General features: G+C 58.5%; 16 protein-coding genes. 12 read left to right on the top strand and 4 right to left on the bottom strand.

The features are described 5' to 3' along the window. Nucleotides 1-24 precede the first annotated feature (24 nt). Nucleotides 25-903 (bottom strand): LysR family transcriptional regulator, encoded by an 879-nt coding sequence (locus tag PLD_RS11355; RefSeq protein ID WP_159892626.1) that lies wholly within the window; start codon nucleotides 901-903, stop codon nucleotides 25-27. Nucleotides 904-1,003: 100 nt separating this feature from the next. Here PLD_RS11355 and PLD_RS11350 point away from each other — a divergent pair, with 100 nt between their 5' ends. The 3 genes from PLD_RS11350 to PLD_RS11340 all read left to right on the top strand — a co-directional run bounded on the left by PLD_RS11350 (nucleotide 1,004) and on the right by PLD_RS11340 (nucleotide 5,263). Then, a complete protein-coding gene (locus PLD_RS11350) occupies nucleotides 1,004-2,395 on the top strand; it encodes an aldehyde dehydrogenase family protein (protein ID WP_159892624.1) in 1,392 nt (463 codons plus the stop codon). 183 nt (nucleotides 2,396-2,578) lie between these two features. Next, on the top strand, nucleotides 2,579-2,827 hold the full coding sequence (locus tag PLD_RS11345) for an Arc family DNA-binding protein (protein ID WP_159892622.1): 249 nt from the start codon (nucleotides 2,579-2,581) through the stop codon (nucleotides 2,825-2,827). A gap of 249 nt (nucleotides 2,828-3,076) precedes the next feature. After that, on the top strand, nucleotides 3,077-5,263 hold the full coding sequence (locus PLD_RS11340) for a TonB-dependent siderophore receptor (protein ID WP_159892620.1): 2,187 nt from the start codon (nucleotides 3,077-3,079) through the stop codon (nucleotides 5,261-5,263). Between the two features lie 207 nt (nucleotides 5,264-5,470). Here the strand turns inward: PLD_RS11340 and PLD_RS11335 are convergent, their stop codons facing one another. The 3 genes from PLD_RS11335 to PLD_RS11325 all read right to left on the bottom strand — a co-directional run bounded on the left by PLD_RS11335 (nucleotide 5,471) and on the right by PLD_RS11325 (nucleotide 7,691). Next, nucleotides 5,471-5,953: a DUF4265 domain-containing protein gene (locus PLD_RS11335; protein WP_159892618.1), complete on the bottom strand. Its 483-nt coding sequence runs from the start codon at nucleotides 5,951-5,953 to the stop codon at nucleotides 5,471-5,473. Nucleotides 5,954-6,036: 83 nt separating this feature from the next. Further along, on the bottom strand, nucleotides 6,037-6,723 hold the full coding sequence (locus tag PLD_RS11330) for a hypothetical protein (protein ID WP_159892616.1): 687 nt from the start codon (nucleotides 6,721-6,723) through the stop codon (nucleotides 6,037-6,039). Next, a complete protein-coding gene (locus PLD_RS11325) occupies nucleotides 6,723-7,691 on the bottom strand; it encodes a hypothetical protein (RefSeq protein ID WP_159892614.1) in 969 nt (322 codons plus the stop codon). Before PLD_RS11325 ends, PLD_RS11330 begins: the two co-directional genes overlap by 1 nt. Nucleotides 7,692-8,220: 529 nt before the next feature. Here PLD_RS11325 and PLD_RS11320 point away from each other — a divergent pair. The 9 genes from PLD_RS11320 (at nucleotide 8,221) to PLD_RS11280 (ending at nucleotide 19,195) form a co-directional block, all read left to right on the top strand. Next, entirely contained in the window at nucleotides 8,221-8,502 is a 282-nt protein-coding gene (locus PLD_RS11320; RefSeq protein WP_159892612.1) for a fructose-bisphosphate aldolase, read from the top strand. A gap of 312 nt (nucleotides 8,503-8,814) precedes the next feature. Next, nucleotides 8,815-10,794 carry a class I SAM-dependent DNA methyltransferase gene (locus PLD_RS11315; protein ID WP_159892610.1) on the top strand — a complete coding sequence of 660 codons (1,980 nt, stop codon included), beginning with the start codon at nucleotides 8,815-8,817 and terminating at the stop codon, nucleotides 10,792-10,794. A gap of 110 nt (nucleotides 10,795-10,904) precedes the next feature. Continuing rightward, nucleotides 10,905-12,161: a restriction endonuclease subunit S gene (locus PLD_RS11310; protein WP_159893482.1), complete on the top strand. Its 1,257-nt coding sequence runs from the start codon at nucleotides 10,905-10,907 to the stop codon at nucleotides 12,159-12,161. After that, complete coding sequence (locus PLD_RS11305; protein ID WP_159892608.1) at nucleotides 12,161-15,358, top strand: type I restriction endonuclease subunit R; 3,198 nt, start codon at nucleotides 12,161-12,163, stop codon at nucleotides 15,356-15,358. The genes PLD_RS11310 and PLD_RS11305 overlap by 1 nt, the downstream gene beginning before the upstream one ends. Nucleotides 15,359-15,367: 9 nt before the next feature. Beyond that, nucleotides 15,368-16,279, top strand: a complete 912-nt coding sequence (locus PLD_RS11300) for a restriction endonuclease (protein ID WP_159892606.1) — start codon at nucleotides 15,368-15,370, stop codon at nucleotides 16,277-16,279. A gap of 183 nt (nucleotides 16,280-16,462) precedes the next feature. After that, complete coding sequence (locus tag PLD_RS11295) at nucleotides 16,463-17,035, top strand: DarT ssDNA thymidine ADP-ribosyltransferase family protein (protein WP_159892604.1); 573 nt, start codon at nucleotides 16,463-16,465, stop codon at nucleotides 17,033-17,035. Further along, entirely contained in the window at nucleotides 17,032-17,676 is a 645-nt protein-coding gene (locus tag PLD_RS11290; protein ID WP_159892602.1) for a DUF4433 domain-containing protein, read from the top strand. The genes PLD_RS11295 and PLD_RS11290 overlap by 4 nt, the downstream gene beginning before the upstream one ends. After that, nucleotides 17,673-18,761 carry a macro domain-containing protein gene (locus PLD_RS11285; RefSeq protein ID WP_159892600.1) on the top strand — a complete coding sequence of 363 codons (1,089 nt, stop codon included), beginning with the start codon at nucleotides 17,673-17,675 and terminating at the stop codon, nucleotides 18,759-18,761. Before PLD_RS11290 ends, PLD_RS11285 begins: the two co-directional genes overlap by 4 nt. Nucleotides 18,762-18,889: 128 nt before the next feature. Continuing rightward, the gene (locus tag PLD_RS11280; RefSeq protein WP_256674626.1) at nucleotides 18,890-19,195 is read left to right on the top strand and encodes a DUF6124 family protein; all 306 of its coding nucleotides are present in this window, start codon (nucleotides 18,890-18,892) and stop codon (nucleotides 19,193-19,195) included. The last annotated feature ends 59 nt before the right edge of the window (nucleotides 19,196-19,254 follow it).

Raw genomic sequence — 19,254 nt, 5'->3', positions numbered from 1 at the left:
AGCCAAACCCGCAACCCAAGCAATTCACTCCTGCGCCAGCACCGCCCCACGCTCTTCCAGCAACGTCACAAAACGGCTCAAACTCTGGGACACGGTGCCGCGCCGCCAGACCAGCCAGGTGCGCAGGAAACGAAAGCGCAGCGACAGCGGCCAGACGCTGACCGTGGCGCAGCCGGGCATGCTTTCCAGCATGCTGCGGGGCATCAGCGCCAGCCCGGCACCGGCGCTGACGCAGGCCAGCATGCCGTGGTAGGACTCCATTTCGTGGATCTTGCCCGGCACCGCGGCGTCCTGGGTGAACCAGCTTTCGAAGTGATGACGGTAGGAACAGTTGGCGCGAAAGGCGTAGATGCTTTCGCCGTTGACCTCCCGCGCCCGGGTGATGGGCGCGTGCCCCAGGGGCGCGATCAGCACCATTTCTTCCTCGAACACCGGCAGCCCTTCCAGGGCCGGGTGGCGCACCGGGCCGTCGACGAAGGCCGCCACCAGACGGCCGGAGAGCACGCCGTCGATCATGGTCCCCGAGGGGCCGGTGGACAGGTCCAGTTCGACCTTGGCGTATTGCTGGTTATAGGCCGCCAGCAGCGCCGGAATGCGCACCGCCGCCGTGCTTTCCAGGGAACCCAGGGCAAACGGGCCCTGGGGTTCCTCGCCGGCCACGGTCAGGCGCGCCTCGGCCACCAGGTCGAGAATGCGCCGGGCGTAGTCGAGGAAGTTCCACCCGGCGGGCGACAGGCGCAGGCGGCTTTTTTCGCGGATGAACAGCTCCACCCCCAGGTCCTGCTCCAGTTGCTTGATCCGCGTGGTCAGGTTCGACGGCACCCGGTGGATCAATTGCGCGGCGGCGCTGATGCTGCCCTGCTCGGCAACGGCCTTGAATATTTCCAGCTGGACCAGATCCACTGCATTCTCCAAACGTGAACGACTCGCTTAATATTATTCAGTTTTCAGCAAAGAGTCAGCACCGTAACCTGCCGTCATTCCCACCCTGCAGGACGGTGCCATGAGCCTTGTTTCCAGCCACACCCATGCCTTGTCGATCAACCCCGCCAGCGGCGAGCAGATCGGCGCCTACCCCTACCAGTCCGAAGCAGAACAGGACGCCACCCTGGAACGCGCCGCCCGCGGTTTCGCCCAGTGGAAACGCCAGAGCGTCGCCGCCCGCGCCGCGCACCTGACGGCCCTGGCCCAGGCCCTGCGGGACAACAGTGAGGCCATGGCGCGCATGATCAGCCTGGAAATGGGCAAGCCCTTGCCCCAGGCCCGAGGCGAAATCGAGAAGTGCGCCCAGCTGTGCCTGTGGTACGCCGAGCACGGCCCGGCCATGCTGGCCCCGGAAGCGACCCTGGTGGAAAACAACAAGGCGCGCATCGAATACCGCCCCCTGGGCCCGCTGCTGGCGGTGATGCCGTGGAACTTCCCGATCTGGCAGGTGCTGCGCGGCGCCGTGCCGGCACTACTGGCCGGCAACACCTACGTGCTCAAGCACGCGCCGAACGTCATGGGCAGCGCCTACCTGCTGCTGGACGTCATGCACCGCGCCGGTTTCCCTGAAGGTGTGTTCGAGCTGCTCAACGTCACCCCGGACGGCGTGTCCCGCGCCATCGCCGACCGCCGCATCGCCGCCGTGACCCTCACCGGCAGCGTGCGCGCCGGCATGGCCATCGGTGCCCAGGCCGGCGCCGCGCTGAAGAAATGCGTACTGGAACTGGGCGGTTCCGATCCCTTTATCGTGCTCAACGACGCTGATCTGGACGAAGCGGTGAAGGCCGCGGTGATCGGCCGCTACCAGAACACCGGCCAGGTCTGCGCCGCCGCCAAGCGCCTGATCATCGAGCAAGGGGTGGTGGAGGCCTTCACCCGCCAATTCGTCGAGGCCACCCGCGCCCTGGCGATGGGCGACCCGCTGGCCAGCGACACCTACCTCGGCCCCATGGCCCGCTTCGACCTGCGCGACGAACTGCACCAGCAGGTCCAGGCGACCCTGGCCGAAGGCGCCACCCTGCTGCTGGGCGGCGACAAGGTTGAAGGCGCCGGCAACTACTATCAGCCCACGGTGCTGGCCAACGTCACCGAGCAGATGACCGCCTTCAAGCAGGAACTGTTCGGCCCGGTGGCCGCCATCATCAGCGCCCGCGATGCCGAGCACGCCCTGGCACTGGCCAATGACAGCGAGTTCGGCCTCACCGCGACGATCTTCACCCAGGACCTGGAACGGGCCCAGCAGATGACCGACGAGTTGGAAACCGGCGGCGTGTTCATCAACGGCTACAGCGCCAGCGACCCTCGGGTGACCTTCGGCGGGGTGAAGAAAAGCGGCTTCGGCCGCGAGCTGTCGCACTTCGGCGTGCGCGAGTTCTGCAACGCGCAGACGGTGTGGCTGGATCGGCGTTGAAGCAGGCTCCCTTGCGCCGGACAAAAGACCTGACCGTGCTTGGATGATCGGGTCCTGTTGCTCGAATGCTTAATGGCGCTGAACCGAGAAGCTCCAGGTACTGGGTTTTTAAGAATCATCCCAAGGTCACTCGCCGAGTGACCTTTCTATGATGCTTCTTTTTCACAGCGTCCAAGGTCCTGTATGCGTCCCTCCATTCAAAAATTCGTTCTCCGCCTGCCGAACGATCTCCACTCACAGATCAAGCGCACCGCCAAAGCAGAAAGCCACAGCATGAACCAGGAAATCATCAATCAGCTGAAGCGGGCGCTGGCCAAGGACGACGGTCCTGACCCCAACGAGCAACTGCTGGCGCAGCTGTTGCAGAAGCTGGCGACGATGGAACAGCAGCTCGAAAGCCTGCTCGTCAAAAAACCCAAGCCGAAGGCTTAATCACTTTGTCGGTACTCAGAGCCTGAAGCCAACCACGCCAAGCGTCTCGCGCGCCGCACCTGGCTTTACCTCCACGCCGTAGCTTGTATGATGGCGCCCGCCAACAGCACACCGGCCCGCTTCGATCAACCTGATGCCCTCAAGGCGCTCCGCGGTTTCCCGATGCCTGCGCAGACGAACGATCACGGGCGCCCCTGAAGCCCTTCCCTGGCGCTTGCCGCGGATCAGGGCCGCCCTCAAGGAATGCTCATGAACCGCAATCACCCGACTGTCCCGGCGCCGCTCTGCGCCAGCGGATTGACCTTCAATCGTCTGGGCCTGGGCCTGCTGCTGGCCGGCAGCCACGCCGTGGCCAACGCCGCCACCGAACTGCCGACCCAGAACATCGGCGCGCAAGCGCCTTCCGGCTACCAAGCCGATAGCGCCTCGGTGGGTGGCTTCAGCGAGACGCCATTGCTGGACACCCCGGCCGCCATCAGCGTGATCAACGAAGACATGATCCTCGACCAGCAGGCGCGCCTGCTCAGCGAGGTGCTGAAGAACGACGCCTCGGTGGGCCAGAGCTACGCGCCGGTGGGCTACTACGAAAACTTCGAGGTGCGCGGGTTCTCCCTGAATGCCGCCAGCAGCTACAAGATCAACAACCGCACCATCACCGGCGAGCAAAACGTCGCCCTGGAAAACAAGCAGCGGGTGGAACTGCTCAAGGGCCTTTCCGGCCTGCAAAGCGGGGTCAGCGAGCCGGGCGGCGTGGTCAACTACGTGACCAAGCGGCCCACGGACATTCGTTCGGTCACCGTCGCCACCGACGATCGCGGCAGCGGTTACCTGGCCACCGATGTCGGCGGCTGGTTCGGCAGCGAACAACAGTTCGGCCTGCGCGCCAACCTGGCCCATGAAGACCTGCACTCCTACGTCGAACACACCAACGGTCAACGCGACTTCGCCGCCCTGGCCTTCGACTGGAACATCAGCCCCGATGCCCTGCTGCAACTGGACATCGAATACCAGAACAAGCAGCAGCGCTCGGCACCGGGTTATCAACTGCTGGGCGGCTCCAGCCTGCCCCACCACGCCTCGCCGAAAAAACTCCTGGGGCACCAGAGCGGGTCAAAGCCGGTGACCAACGAATCGCTGAACATCGGCGGCAACTTCGAGTACCGCTTCAACGACGACTGGACCGGCAACCTCAGTGCGTCGCGCAGCAAGGTGGTGATCGATGACTACAGTTCATTTGCCTGGGGTTGCTACGGCTCGACCCGTTGCTCCAGCGTCAAAGTGCCCAATTACTTCAGCCCCGAAGGCAACTACGACCTCTACGACTTCCGCAGCCCCGACGACAGCCGGCGCAACGATGAAGTGCAGGCGCGGCTCAATGGCCGCTTCGACGCAGCGGGCCTGGGCCATGAGTTGACGGTGGGGACCAGTGCGTTTCGCCGCGTGGTGGACCGGCGCGAGCCCATCAATCAATGGATTGGCACGGGCAATATCCAGAGCGAGCCGGAAAACTTCGAACGCTACAACGGCGCCCTCAACGACTCCCACAAACGCCTCGACAGCCGCCAATACGGCCTGTTCCTCAGCGACCGTATCCGCTTCAACGAACAGTGGCAAAGCGTTCTCGGCGGACGCGAAGTACGCCTCGACGAAGAGAGCTTCGACAAGGACGGCGTGCGCGATCGCCACACCCAACGCTATGTATTCCTGCCCCAAGCCGCGCTGATCTACAAACCGATCAACAACATTTCGCTGTACACCCAATACAGCAAGGGCCTGAGCCTGGGTGGTCAGGCGCCCTGGTTCGCTACCAACAGTGGAGCCACCCTTGCCCCCACCGTCTCGCGGCAGATCGAAGCCGGGGTCAAGTACGACTGGCAGCGCATGAGCTTTGCCGCCGCGCTGTTCCAGATGCGCCAGGCCTACCAGTACTCGCGCCCCGACGCTGCCGGCGATTTCACCTACGTCCAGCAAGGCCAGCAAAAGAACACCGGCCTGGAGCTCTCCGCCAACGGCTGGGCCACCCAGCGCCTGCAGATTGCCGCCAGCGTCGCGGCGATTCGCTCCCGGGTCGAGGGCACCGGCACCCCGGCCTACGAAGGCCACCAAACCCTCAACGTCCCCCGCCTGCGGGCCAGCCTCCAAGGCGACTACGCCCTGCCCTGGCTCGACGGCCTGGCCCTGCTGGGCGGCATGCAATACAGCGGCAGCAAATACGCCGACCGCCAGGGCCACGTCGCCACCGGCGCCTACGCCATCTTCAACATCGGCAGCCGCTACAGCACCCGCATTGATGGCTACGACACCGTGTTCCGCCTGACCGTGGACAACCTGTTCGACAAACGCTACTGGCGCGACGCCGGGGAATACATGGGCGACGACTACCTGTTCCAGGGCGCGCCGCTGACGGCTCGGTTGAGTGCATCGGTGAATTTCTGATGCAGACCGCCCCTTACTACCTCTCCCGTAGGAGCCGGCTTGCCGGCGAAGGCGTCCTCAAGACCGCCCTCGCCGGTAGAAAACACACCCAAATGCAGACCCGCCCCACAGAACGGCCGCTGTAGCACTACCGGGTGCTGACTTGGTCGCTTACTTGGTCGCTACTTGGTCGGTTTGTTGGGTGGCCTGCCCAGGCCCCGGGAAAGATCAGCAGTCCAACCACCAGTTCAACAGCGTCTCGTCCTCATCGTCGTCGAGGTTTTTATAGACATTGGCGTAGTACCACTCGATCCCGGTTTGCTCGCGCAAGCGATCAAACACCGCATTGATACGGTCCATGCCATTCCTTGCAGGAACAGCGAATGACAGCGTCCCCTCGAACAGCCCATCCAGGGTTCCACCCAGCTCACCAGCGACCTGGTTTTCAAGCGCACTGACCACCGCCGGATCAATGTCATCGGCATAGATCTGAATGCAGAAATTCCCGCCCCGCTTCAGCACTTGCGCCGGCGCATCGGGATTGCGGATTGAAACGATATCGCCCCGCGCCAGGTTCTGCGCCAGGCCCGGCGAGGACAGCAACTCGTAGGTATGCTCATCGATGCGCAGCGCCAGCAGTTCCTCGCGCACGGCGCCGCCGTCATCGGCCATATACACTTGGATCAATACCGCTGATTGCTGGTTGTCCATTGAAGCTCCACCGCTTGCCTATTCAATACAGGGCCGGCCTGCGCTGCCCATTCATACCCACCCGGAGACAGCCCCTCCCCGGCTCAAGGCAACGGCTCAAACCGCCCACTGCCCGCATTCCACGCAAACCCCGGCAACCTGCAGTCCTGAAAGCCTATCCGCAGTTGCTCCTCCTCAGCCTGCACCTGCAAGGTATCCACCCCCAGGTTGCGACACCCCGGCGCCGCAACCGCCAGGCTCTGCAACAACTTGCCACTGGCCTTGTCCATCACCTCCACCGTCGTGATCCGCTGATCATTGCCCGGCATCGGCACCTGGAAATACCAGCGTTTGGTGGAAGCACTCTGCAACAGCGTGGTGACCGGCTGCGGCCACGAGCGATCCGAATCCACCAGCCCCACCAACTTCAGCGCAATGGGCAAGGACTTGCCCGTGCGATAACTGGTCCAGGTGCCGCGCACCTGCTCCTGCTGGCGGGAGTTCATCAAGTCATTGAACTGCAAACGCGCCACCGGCAAGCCCTGCTCGTCCAGCTCATCCATGGCCAGCGTCTTGTTGCTGTAGCTGAAGGTCGGCTTGAGGCGGATCGGCGTGCGATAGCGCTGATAGGCATAGGTGCCCTGGTAGACCGCATTCTGGCTGCCCAAGGTCAAGACAATCGCCTGCTTGCCCAAGGTCCCCTCATACACCCCATGAGACGCCTGCGCCGGCAACAGCCACAGCGCCAACACCAGCACCGCCAGCCCCCGAGCCCAATCAAAACCACGCATCAGAAACGCTCCTCGCCCGACGACAGATACTCCAAACGCTCAGGGGTGATCACCCGGTAATAATCCCAACGCCGAGTGCGCTGGTCGTAGTTGATGAAGTCCTGCTGGCTGAACTCCATCTGCCCACTGGGGGAAAAGCGCAGATCACCCTCCACCGCGAACTGCTCCAACTGCGGATGACGCCGATAGGTCCGCAGATCCCGGCTGTACAGGTAATACTGCGTGGGCGAGCACCACACCCGGCCATCCGCCTCCCCCACGCGATAGCCCTGGACCTGAAAATCCATCCGCGCCTCGGCATGAAAATGCCCGAAGGTCAGCGTCCTGGTGCCCACGGACGACAGACACCACTGCCCGCTAATCTCCTGCACCCGCTTACCGGTGGCCCGGCTGATCACCCGGATACTGTCCACCTGCGCCACCTCCTCCCCGGCCTTGCGCGCGGCATGCACACTGAAATAGAAATCCCGATCGAACACCGGCTGCAGCAACTCCCCCTCAAACGCCTCCCGCTGACTGCCGCCAAAGCGCGTCACCCGCTGCAACTGCAACGGCTGCTGCGTGCCCGTGCGCAAATCCACCAGACTGCCCTGCAGCGCCTCTGCCCCCTCGGCGAACGGCTGCAACGACACCGCCGTCGCCGGCAGGGTCGGGTTGTCCATGATGTTGATCAAGAGCGCAGAGCCGGGATGGAAAGGCGTGGATTCCAACGCCATGGGCAAGCGCTCGGACTCGGAGAACCAATAGCCGGACATACCGCCGCCGTATTGGGAGTCGTAGGTGAGCGCCAGTTCAACCGGGGTGTCGCCGAGGGTGCCGCGGTAGGTGGTGGTGGGGTTGGCGTGGGCGGTTGGGGTGATGAGCCCGAGGCCGAGCAAGAGCGCTGCGGTCAGGCGCAAAAGGAGGTGTGGCAGGTGACGCTGTTGGCCAGCCCTTGTTTGTGAACTGCTGCCAATGGGCTGGGGCATGCCTGCGTTCCTTGCGGTGGGGAAAAGGGGCGCAGAATAGCAAAATCGATTGAAGGTCAGATGGATTTGCCGAGGCCTGGCCCGAATCTGAAATGGTCCAACAGGCTGTTGGACAATTGCCGTGGGGGCCCTACTCTGCTGCCGATTACCAAGCTGAAAGGCCCATACAGTTAGGGTCAGGCACAGCGGATATGAATTCCCTGGAGAGTTCAGCCGGTCCTTACTCGCAATAGAGACCGTTCCTACAGAAGCGCCATTGTCCCGGACCTGCCCTGTCCCTATAGTTTTCTCGTTCGCTGAATTTTGTCAGCGGCAGGGTTTCGCAGCCCAACAGAAAAGTCGAACTACACCGTCCAAGCCAACTCAGGCACACTTCGCCTGCGTTTCGTTTTATGGCGGCTGTACGTGGGAGACCTCCGGGTCTGCCGGGTTTGTTCTTTTCCTCGGTCTGCGAACCCGCGTACAGCTGCCACCCCGTTGATTCGCAGCAACAGGTGGCAACTTTTCTACTCTTGAAAAGGATGACGCCATGAATACTCAAGATCTATCCGAACGATTTATTCCTATGACCCCAATCGCCAGCGATGGGCCGGTGCTGTTTGTAGACAGCAAGGCGCCGTTGGTGGACTTGCATGCGTGTGCGAGTGAGCGACTGGTGACTGCGCTTGATTATCTGAATTTGATGGCCTGCGTTACGTTGCGAGATGCGAGTGATAAGGACATGAGCACGGTGACCAATACCGCCAGGTTATTGCTACAGGATGTGCGGGAGGTATTGGGGGTGATTGAAACAAGGGCGTTTAGCAAGTGATTTAGACACCAAGGAAGCCGGCTATGAGCCGGCTTTTTAATGCCTCAAGCGTTTTTAAAAGAACGCCCTTATTGAAAGACATAATTCCCTCTTACTTGAGCCCATATCCAAACCATCAGCATTTTTTAGCAGGCATTTCGTTGCTAGCGACATGTTCGTGTGCGACCTCATCTTTGAGCAACGCAAATAGAGCACAAAGCAGCCCACAAGCTCCGATCCCCACCCATGACCTGATTTCTACATGGGTTGCTACAGATAGGCTGTCCGACAGGTTAGACTTGCCGCTTTGCCTGCACTCCAAGGAACTCCCGCGTGAACACTGAAAATCATTCCCAGACGGCCGCCTTTCTCTGGTCGATTGCCGACCTGCTGCGTGGTGATTTCAAGCAATCCCAGTACGGCCGCATCATCCTGCCATTTACCCTGCTGCGGCGGATGGAGTGCGTGCTCGAACCGACCAAGGACGCTGTGATTCGCGAGTTCTACGCCCAGGAGGGCCGTCCGGAAAACGTACGTGAAATGTACATGCTGCGAGCAACAGGCGGCCTGCCGTTCTTCAACGCATCGCGTCTAACGCTTGCGACCTTATCTGACACACAGATCGCTGACGATTTGATGAGGTATGTACGAGCCTTCAGCAAAGACGCCTATGAGATCTTCGAACACTTTCACTTCGAGGACCTCGTTCAGCAGTTGGCTAGCGCCAACCTGCTCTATCAAGTGGTGCAACGCTTTGCCACCACCGACCTGAGCCCTGAACGCATCAGCAACTTCGGCATGGGCATCATTTTCGAAGAACTGATCCGCAAATTTGCGGAAAGCTCCAACGAAACCGCCGGGGAGCACTTCACTCCGCGCGACATCGTACACCTCACTACTTCGCTGGTGATCACCGATCAAGATCACAAGCTGGCGCCCAATAGTATCGTTACCATCTATGACCCAACCGCAGGTACGGGCGGCTTTCTGTCGGAAGGCGATGAATACATTCAGTCCATCAGCGAAAAGGTCAGCGTGTCGCTGCATGGCCAGGAGCTCAACCCCGAGTCTTATGCCATCTGTAAGGCCGACATGCTCATCAAAGACAAGGGTGTCAATAGCATTAAGCTCGGCAATACCCTGTCCAACGACCAGCTTGCCGACATGCGCTTCGACTTCATGCTCAGCAACCCGCCATTCGGTGTGGAATGGAAGAAGGTGCAAAAGCAGATCACCGACGAGCACAACCACAAAGGCTTCGACGGCCGTTTTGGCCCGGGCCTGCCACGAGTGTCCGACGGCTCACTGCTGTTCCTCCTGCATCTAGTCAGCAAAATGCGTGACCCACGTGACGGCGGCTCGCGCATCGGCATCATCCTCAACGGCTCGCCGCTGTTTACCGGTGGCGCGGGCTCGGGTGAGTCGGAGATTCGTCGCTACCTGCTGCAAAACGATCTGGTCGAAGCCATCGTCGCGCTACCCACGGACATGTTCTACAACACCGGCATCGCCACCTATGTGTGGATACTCAGCAACCACAAGGCTCCTGCGCGCCAGGGCAAGGTCCAGTTGATTGATGGCAGCCAGCACTACGCCAAAATGCGCAAGTCGCTAGGCAGCAAGCGACAGTACATCACCGAAGAGCAAATCAACGAACTGGTGCGCCTGTATGGCAGCTTTGAGCAAACCGCGCAGAGCAAGATCTTCCCTATCGAGACCTTCGGCTATCGCCGCATCACCGTGGAGCGGCCGCTGCGCCTGAACTTCCAGACCAGCACCGAGCGCGTCGCCAAAGTGCTGGAAGAAAAAGCTATCCAGAAACTCGACAGCACCGCGCAGCAACAACTGATGACAGCACTGCAAGCGATGGACGCCGGCCAGTTGCACCGCAACCGCGAGCAGTTCAGCAAGCTACTGAAAAAAACCCTCACTGCCCACGGCGTCAGCCTCAGCACGCCAGAGCTAAAAGCGCTGCTCAATGCCTTGAGCGAACGCGACCCCAAGGCGGATATCTGCACCAGCAAAGGCCAGCCGGAGGCAGACGCAGGACTGCGTGACAATGAAAACGTACCGCTGGGTGAGTCGGTGTACGACTACTTCCAGCGGGAAGTTATTCCTCATGTGCCAGATGCCTGGATCGACGAAAGCAAAACCGACGCCCAAGACGGCGAGGTCGGCATTGTCGGCTTCGAGATTCCGTTTAATCGCCACTTCTACGTGTTCCAGCCGCCGCGTCCGTTAGCAGAAATCGACCGCGATCTCAAAGCCTGCACTGATCGCATCAAGCAAATGATTGAAGGGTTGTCGGCATGACAAATTTGTCGGGAGCAAATTTGAACAGCGACGCAGCCGTTGGCCCGCAAGGCGAGGGCAGGGATTGCCCGAGTAATTTTCCGGCATATTCGGCGTATAAAAATTCCGGGATGGAGTGGCTGGGTGAGGTGCCCGTGCATTGGGCTTTAGGTTCCTTGAAACATTTGGCTTGGATACGTAACGGAAGGGATTACAAGGATGTTGAAAGCCCAGATGGCGAGTACCCTGTCATCGGCTCGGGAGGGCAATTTGCAAATGCAATTCAGTATCTTTATGACGGCGAATCCGTACTGCTCGGCCGAAAGGGGACTATAGATAAACCACTGTATATCCATGGCCGATTCTGGACCGTTGATACCATGTTTTATACCGAGGTTTCATCAGACGCTTCCGCGAAATTCCTTTATTACAATGCACTCACGATACCTTTTCAGTACTACTCGACCAGTACTGCTCTGCCGAGCATGACGCAGGGTGATTTACTAAATCATCCCTGTGCGATTCCCACACTCAAAGAGCAAACCCAAATCGCCCGCTTCCTCGACCACGAAACCGCCCGCATCGACGAACTGATCGAAGAGCAGCAACGCCTGATCGAACTGCTCAAGGAAAAGCGCCAGGCGGTCATCTCCCATGCAGTCACAAAGGGCCTCGACCCCACGGTGCTGATGAAAGACTCCGGCGTGGAGTGGCTAGGCGAGGTGCCGATGCATTGGCCCTTGCCAAAGCTTGGGCACTTAGCAAGGGTATTAAATGGTTCAACTCCGAGTCGGGAGAATATGGATTATTGGAGTGAAGGTAATATCCCTTGGATCGCGTCCGGCTCACTGAACGACTATCGAATTGACTTGGCATCCGAATACATTACTGAGAAGGCTCTCAAGGAGTGCTCTGTAGAAATGATTCCCCGCGGGGCGATATTGGTTGGCTTAGTTGGGCAAGGTAAAACTAGAGGGTTAGCTGCGTTACTAAATATCGATGCAACGATAAATCAGAATGTTTGCGCAGTTATACCTGATAAAGAAAAGGTGCTTTCTGGTTTCTTGCACCTCTATTTGCACTGTGTCTACGAACCTTTGAGGGATTTTGGTCGAGGAGCTAATCAGGCGGCACTCAACTGCGAGCTAGTTTCGGCGTTGCGTATTCCATTGCCCTGTATGGAAGAGCAAGGTCGGATTGTTAGGCACATCGAGAGCAAGTTGAACGAATTTGATGCTTTGGAAGATTACGCACTGCGCTCAATAGGCTTAATGCAAGAACGCCGCTCCGCCCTAATCTCCGCCGCCGTCACCGGCAAAATCGACGTACGCGGCTGGCAGCCCCCAGCCAGTGCAACATCCCCAGAATTAGCACAAGAGGCCGTGTAATGGCGGACAGCAAGGAAGCTCAGTTTCAGCAGGACATTATCGCGGCCCTATCCGCCCAAGGCTGGCTAGTCGGCACCGCCAGTGGCTATGACCGTCGCACGGCGTTGTACACCGAAGATGTGCTGGGCTACTTCAAAGACGCCTGGCCGGAGCGTTGGGACAAGTTCGCCAAGGCCAACCCCAATGCCCCTGAAGATGTACTGATTCAGAAGCTGGTGCGCGAGCTGGAGCAGAGCGGCACCTTGGATGTGTTGCGTCATGGCTTCAAGCTGCCTGCGGTAAAGGTGGAGCTGTGCAGCTTCCAGCCCGACCACGGCATGAACCCGGACACTCTCAAGCGCTACCAGCACAATCGCCTGCGGGTGGTGCCAGAGGTGTCTTACTCGCCACACGCCCGCGAAGCGGGTGGCAGTGGGCAAAGCTACAACCCTCGGCTGGACTTGGTGCTGTTCGTTAACGGCATCCCCACCGCTACGCTGGAGCTGAAAAGCGAGTTCAAGCAGTCGGTGGAAAACGCCAAGCGCCAGTACCGCTACGACCGCCCGGTCAAAGACCCGCTAACCCGCAAGCCCGAGCCGCTGCTGACCTTCAAGCGTGGCGCGCTGGTGCACTTTGCCGTGGGCCAGAATGAAGTGGCGATGACCACCAAGCTGGACGGCAAAGACACCTTCTTCCTGCCCTTTAACCTCGGTACAGAGGAAGGCGGCGCCGGCAACCCAATGCCTGCCGACGACAGCCAATACGCCACCAGCTACCTCTGGCAACGCCTGTTGCAACCCGATGCCTGGCTCAAGGTGCTGGGGCGTTTTCTGCACCTGGACAAAAAAACCAGCGAAGCCTTCGACGGCACGCTGGTCACCAAGGAAACGATGATCTTCCCGCGTTACCACCAATGGGAAGTGGTCAACAAGCTGGTCAACACCACCCGCACCGAAGGGCCAGGCAAGCGCTATTTAATCCAGCACAGCGCCGGCTCGGGCAAGTCCAACTCCATCGCCTGGACGGCCCATCAACTGGCCTCGCTGTACGATGATGCCGGCCAGCGGTTGTTCAACTCGGTGATCGTGGTCACCGACCGCACGGTGCTGGACAGCCAACTGCAAAACACCATCTACCAATTCGAACACGCCCAGGGCGTGGTCAAACCCATCAGCCGAGACATCAGCAATCAGAGCAAATCCGAACAACTGGCCGAGGCGCTGGCTGAGCAAACGCGCATCATCATCGTCACCATCCAGACCTTCCCTGCCCTGTTCGATGCCCTGGACAAGTACCCCAAGCTCGCCAGCGGGCGCTATGCGGTGATTGCCGATGAAGCGCACTCCTCGCAGACCGGCTCGTCGGCCAGCAAGCTGAAACAGATTCTTGGCAGCGATGTACCGGATGGAGAAGAGATCAGCGCCGAGGAACTGCTGGACGCCGCCGTGCAGGCACGCCAACCCAATGAGCGCATCAGCTACTACGCCTTCACCGCTACGCCCAAGGCCAAGACCCTGGAGCTGTTCGGGCGCCCTACCGACCCAACGCTGCCGGCCAGTTCCAGCAACAAGCCGGAGGCGTTTCATCTGTATTCCATGCGTCAGGCCATTGAGGAAGGCTTCATCCTCGACGTGCTGCGCAACTACACCACCTACAGCACCGCCTGGAAGATCGCCCACCCGGAGGGCGAAGACGACGAGGTGGACAGCAAGAAAGCACGCATCAAGCTGGCGCGTTGGGTGCGTTTGCACCCGTACAACATCAGCCAAAAGGTGGAAGTGATCGTCGAACACTTCCGCGCCAATATCCGCAAGCTGCTCAATGGCCAGGCCAAGGCCATGGTGGTCACCAGTAGCCGCCAGGAAGCGGTGCGCTACCAGTTGGCGCTGCGGGCCTACGTACAGCAGATGGGCTACAAGGATGTGCACCCGCTGGTGGCGTTCTCCGGCAGCGTGCTCGCGGATGAGGTGATCCCCGATGAGGTGACGGAAAACAGCAACCTGCTTAACCCCGGCCTGCATGGCCGTGACTTGGCAGTGGCCTTCGACACCCAAGACTTCAACGTGATGATTGCGGCCAACAAGTACCAGACGGGGTTCGATCAGCCCAAGTTGTGCGCCATGTACGTGGACAAAAAGCTGCAAGGTGTGGACTGCGTGCAGACCTTGTCGCGGCTGAACCGTACTTTCGGTGACAGCAAGGAAACCTTCATCCTCGACTTCTTCAACGAGCCGCAGGACATTCTCGATGCCTTCTTGCCTTACTACACCAAGGCCGAGCTGACCGATGTCACCGACCCGCAGATCATCTATGACCTGCAGAAGAAGCTGGATGCCGAGGGCATCTATCACTGGCAGGAGGTCGAGGCATTCGCCATGGCCTTCTTCGACCCCAAAGCGGCCGCCAGCAAGCTCAGTTATTACTGCACACCCGCCAGGGAGCGCTTTGCCAAGCGCTACGCCTTTTCGCTGGAGTCGCACCAGCAGGCGCTTGATTACAAACGCACCGCCGAAGCCAGCGGCGACAGCGCTGGCTTGAAAAAAGCCGAACATGCATTGAAAGAAGCCGGTGAACAGATCGATCAGCTCGACTTGTTCCGCAAGAACCTACAGAGCTTTGTGCGCCTGTATGAGTTCCTCTCACAGATCATCCCTTATGAGGATCGTGAACTGGAGCAGCTCTGCGTGTACGCCAAGCACCTACACCCGCTGCTGCGTTCGGATCGCCTGCAACAAGAAGACGTCGATGTGGGCGAGCTGCAATTGAGCCACTACCGCCTGAGCAAACGTGCTGAGCACCAGTTGCGCCTGAGCGAAGAAAAAGGCGAATACACCCTCAAACCCGGCAACGATGTGGGCAGCGGCAAGCCCCATGACCCAGAGAAAAAGCGCCTGTCGGAAATCATCGACGCGCTGAACGATATTTTTGGTGCCGAAACGCAAGATGATGACCAACTGCATTTTGCTACGGGCATCACCCAACGTCTGTTGCGCCAAGATGACTTAATGGCTCAAGTCAACGGCCACTCGGTGGACCAGGTGATGCACGGCCTGCTCCCCAAACGCGTGGTGGATACCGTACTCGACGCCATCACTGACAACGAGAAATTGTCGTTGGAAGTGCTGGACAACGAAACCAAGAGCCGAGCCTTTGCGCTGGTGATTTTGAAAATGCTCAAGGCAGCGGCAGGCCTCGCTGAGAGCGATCAACTGGGTTAAGGAGTGACCATGGCAATTCCGGACTTTCAAAGCGTCATGCGGCCGGTGCTGACCACCGTGCAGAACGGCGCGCCGCTGCCACTCAGAGAACTGCGCGAGCGCATTGCCGATCAGTTCCAACTGACCGAGGAGGAGCGCAAAGAACACCTGCCCTCTGGGAATCAGACGGTCATCAATAACCGCGTAGGCTGGGCCCGAACGTATCTCAACAAAGCAGGGCTGCTGACCATTCCCGCCAAAGGCATGGTGCAAATCACCCCGCGTGGCCTCGACGCCTTGGCCAATGGACCCGCGCGCATCACCGTGAGCTGGCTGAAACAATTCCCCGAGTTCGCTGACTTCCATACCGCCAAGCCACAAACAACGGACATCCCGGCTGCGCTGGATATCGCCCCATCGGAAACCACTCCCGACGAACAACTGGCCGAGGCTCACCAGGCACTGGTGCAATCACTGGCGGATGAACTGCTTGCTCAAGTACGAGCGGCAACGCCAAGCTTCTTCGAGCAGGTGGTGGTCGACCTGATGCTAGCCATGGGTTACGGCGGCTCACGTAAAGAAGCCGGCAAAGCCACCCAACTCACGAATGACGGTGGTATCGACGGCATCATCAAGGAAGACAAACTCGGCCTCGACGTGATCTACCTACAAGCCAAGCGTTGGAGCAACACCGTACATCGCCCTGAGATCGACAAATTCATCGGCGCCCTGACCCGCCAACGGGCACGCAAAGGTGTGTTTATCACCACCTCGGATTTCTCCATGGGCGCAAGGGACGCGGCGCTGGGCTTGGATATCAAAGTGGTGTTGATTGATGGCGTCGAACTTGCTCGGCTGATGGTCGAGCACAACCTCGGGGTGAGCGTGAAGCAGGTGTACGAGGTCAAGCAGCTCGACAGTGATTATTTTGCGGAGGAGTGATCCAAAAACGCGCGATTGAAATCCAGGTTGAACTTGTGAGCCCAGGCGATAGCACAACAGAATCATCATCGGCACACTGCTAAACCGCACCAGCGTGTGAGTATTTATTTAAGGTTGTTGTCCGCACGGAAGAAGTAGCAGGGCTGAAATCGCTCAGCAATTGCATAGGTCAAGGAGACCGACATGGTAGATATCAAGGAACAAAAACTGCTTTATCACCTCACCGCCCTTGAAAATTTGAGCAGTATCTTTCAGAACGGCCTCAGGCCACGCGCGCAACTCAAAGGGTTCAAAGACGTAGCTGATGCTGAAATTCTTAAAAAGCGACAAGCGCTGGGACTCGAAAACTACGTCCCCTTTCATTGGTTTGCCGCGAATCCATTTGACGGAAGCGTTCAGGGCAATAAACGCGACACCCAATTCGTAGTCATATCTATTCGCCGATCCTTCGCGATTGAAAAGGATTGGAAGGTCATTCCTCGGCACCCATTGGCTAATGACACCATTCAATTGCTTGACTATGAGGCAGGCTTCGAGGCCATTGACTGGGATGCGATGAACCAAAGGGACTATCACGACCCTCACTGCAAAAGCGTCTGCATGGCAGAATGCCTGTCTCCCACCGTTGTTTCTGCTAATGATTTTTTCAAGATTTTTGTCGCTAATTCAGAGGTTGAAGAGCATTGCGGGGCTAAAATGCGCGAGGCTGGTGTTTCTGTGCAGATTGGAGTGAATCCCGGAATGTTTCGTCGATGAATTACAGCAGACTGAATCCAGAGAAGGCTCTGATTTGGCGTATCGTCCATCGCGACAACCTGCCTTGGATTCTGGACAACGGTCTGCATTGTGCGAGCGCTGAAATAAAGGCTCCACAATACGTGAACATCGGCAACGTCGACCTGATCGACAAGCGTCGGTTACGCCATGTCCCTATTGCCCCTGGCGGTGTGCTCGCTGATTATGTGCCCTTCTACTTCACCCCTTTCTCTGTGATGATGAAAAACATTCACTCAGGCCGGAGTGTTCAACAGCGCACCAATGACGAGATCGTGATTCTGGTCTCAAGCCTGTACCGCGTCGAACAGCTAGGAATACCGTTCGTCTTCACAAACGCACACGCCTATCCGTATTGGACAGACTATTACAGCGATCTGGCGAGTCTCAGCCAGGTCGACTGGGCTATCCTTCAGCGACGCGACTTCAAACGCGACCCCGATGACCCTAGAAAAATGGAGCGTTATCAGGCCGAAGCGCTGATTCACCGTCACCTACCGATTACAGGACTCCTCGGCATCATGTGCTACAGCGATGCAATGAAGAAACGCATAGAACAAGACTTGGCCACCAGAGGCTTGGCCTTACCTGTTCATGCGCGTCCGGGATGGTATTTCCAATGATCCGTTTTACCAAAGGCAACCTTCTGGAAGCCAAAACCGAAGCCCTGGTCAACACGGTGAATACCGTAGGTGTAATGGGCAAAGGAATCGCTCTGATGTTCAAAGAGCGCTTTAGCGAGAATTACCGTCTGTACTCGGCAGCCTGCAAAGCTGGCGCGGTGGAGACAGGCAAAATGCATGTCACCGCCGTCAACGAGTTGGATGGACCACGTTGGATCGTGAACTTCCCCACTAAGCGTCACTGGCGATCACCGTCGCAGATGGCTTGGATAACAGAAGGTTTGCATGACCTTCGCCGTTTTTTGCTTGAAAACCAGGTGAAGTCCGTCGCAGTGCCTCCGCTGGGGGCCGGTAACGGTGGTTTGAAATGGCCTGAAGTTCGAGAGCAAATCGTTTCGATACTCAGCGATCTGGATGTCGATATTTTAGTGTTTGAGCCTTCTAAACAGTATCTGAACGTCGCCAAACGAAACGGAGTGGAGAAACTCACGCCCGCTCGCGCGTTGATTGCTGAACTGGTTAGGCGTTACTGGGTTTTAGGCATGGAGTGCAGTCTGCTAGAAATACAGAAACTCGCTTGGTTCCTTGAGCGAGCCATAGAAAAACTGCCAGGTACCGAAAACCCTTTAAACCTTAAATTTGTTGCTCACAAATTTGGGCCATATGCCAACCGCTTGGAGCATTTGCTAAATAATCTGGATGGCAGCTATCTGCACTGCAACAAGCGAATCAGTGACGCCGATATTAGCGATGTGATCTGGTTTGACGATGTGCGCAAGACTTTTCTACAGACCTATCTCAAAACCGAAGCAAAAGAGTACGCCCAAGCATTGGAGCGCACCGCTGAGCTGATCGACGGTTTTGAATCTCCCTTTGGCATGGAGCTATTGGCGACGGTCGATTGGTTACTAAACCGAGAAGGGGTTTCTCCAACTGTTCCCGCCGTACGCGAAGCCTTGAAGCAGTGGGACGGTGGGGCTGGCTCTGCTGCTCGCAAGAACAGGCTGTTCGACGATCAGGCTCTTGATATAGCGCTTAAACGCCTAACCACCAGTAGCTTCAGCCCTGAATTGGCTGTCTGTTAAATAGAGTTCAAGTTCCGCCAAACCACAAACGGCGGACATACCCGCTGCGCTGGATATCGCCCCATCGGAGACTACTCCCGACGAACAACTGGCCGAGGCTTACCAGGCACTTGTGCAATCACTGGCGGATGGCCTTGGCGGCGAGTAACGCTGAAAGTTCGATCCTGAATAGCCTGAAAGACACCGTACCTACGTCCGTAGGTCATCACTCCATGTTCAGCGTCCGTCCCGGCATCAATGCCGAAGAAGCCTTGGTGCATGTGTCGTTGCTGCTGGACTGCGCAGTACAGGTCAGCGATGAAATCACCGAGCGCGCCAGCGGTGTGGAGCGTGGGTTGATTTGGTCGATGATTCATTCGGTGGAAATGGCTAGAGCAGTGGTGGATTCGTTGCTGGATGCCAATAGACCGGCAGAAAACATTCAGCAGATCTGAGGAAGGAGAAAACGGGGTAAGGCGTGACTTACCCCGTTGCCATCTGACTGAAGCGCTAA

It is taken from the genome of Pseudomonas sp. LD120, assembly GCF_009861525.1.
Taxonomy (GTDB): Bacteria; Pseudomonadota; Gammaproteobacteria; order Pseudomonadales; family Pseudomonadaceae; genus Aquipseudomonas.
Note: the sequence above shows the minus strand (reverse complement) of the source record. Positions and strands in the feature narration are given on the sequence as shown.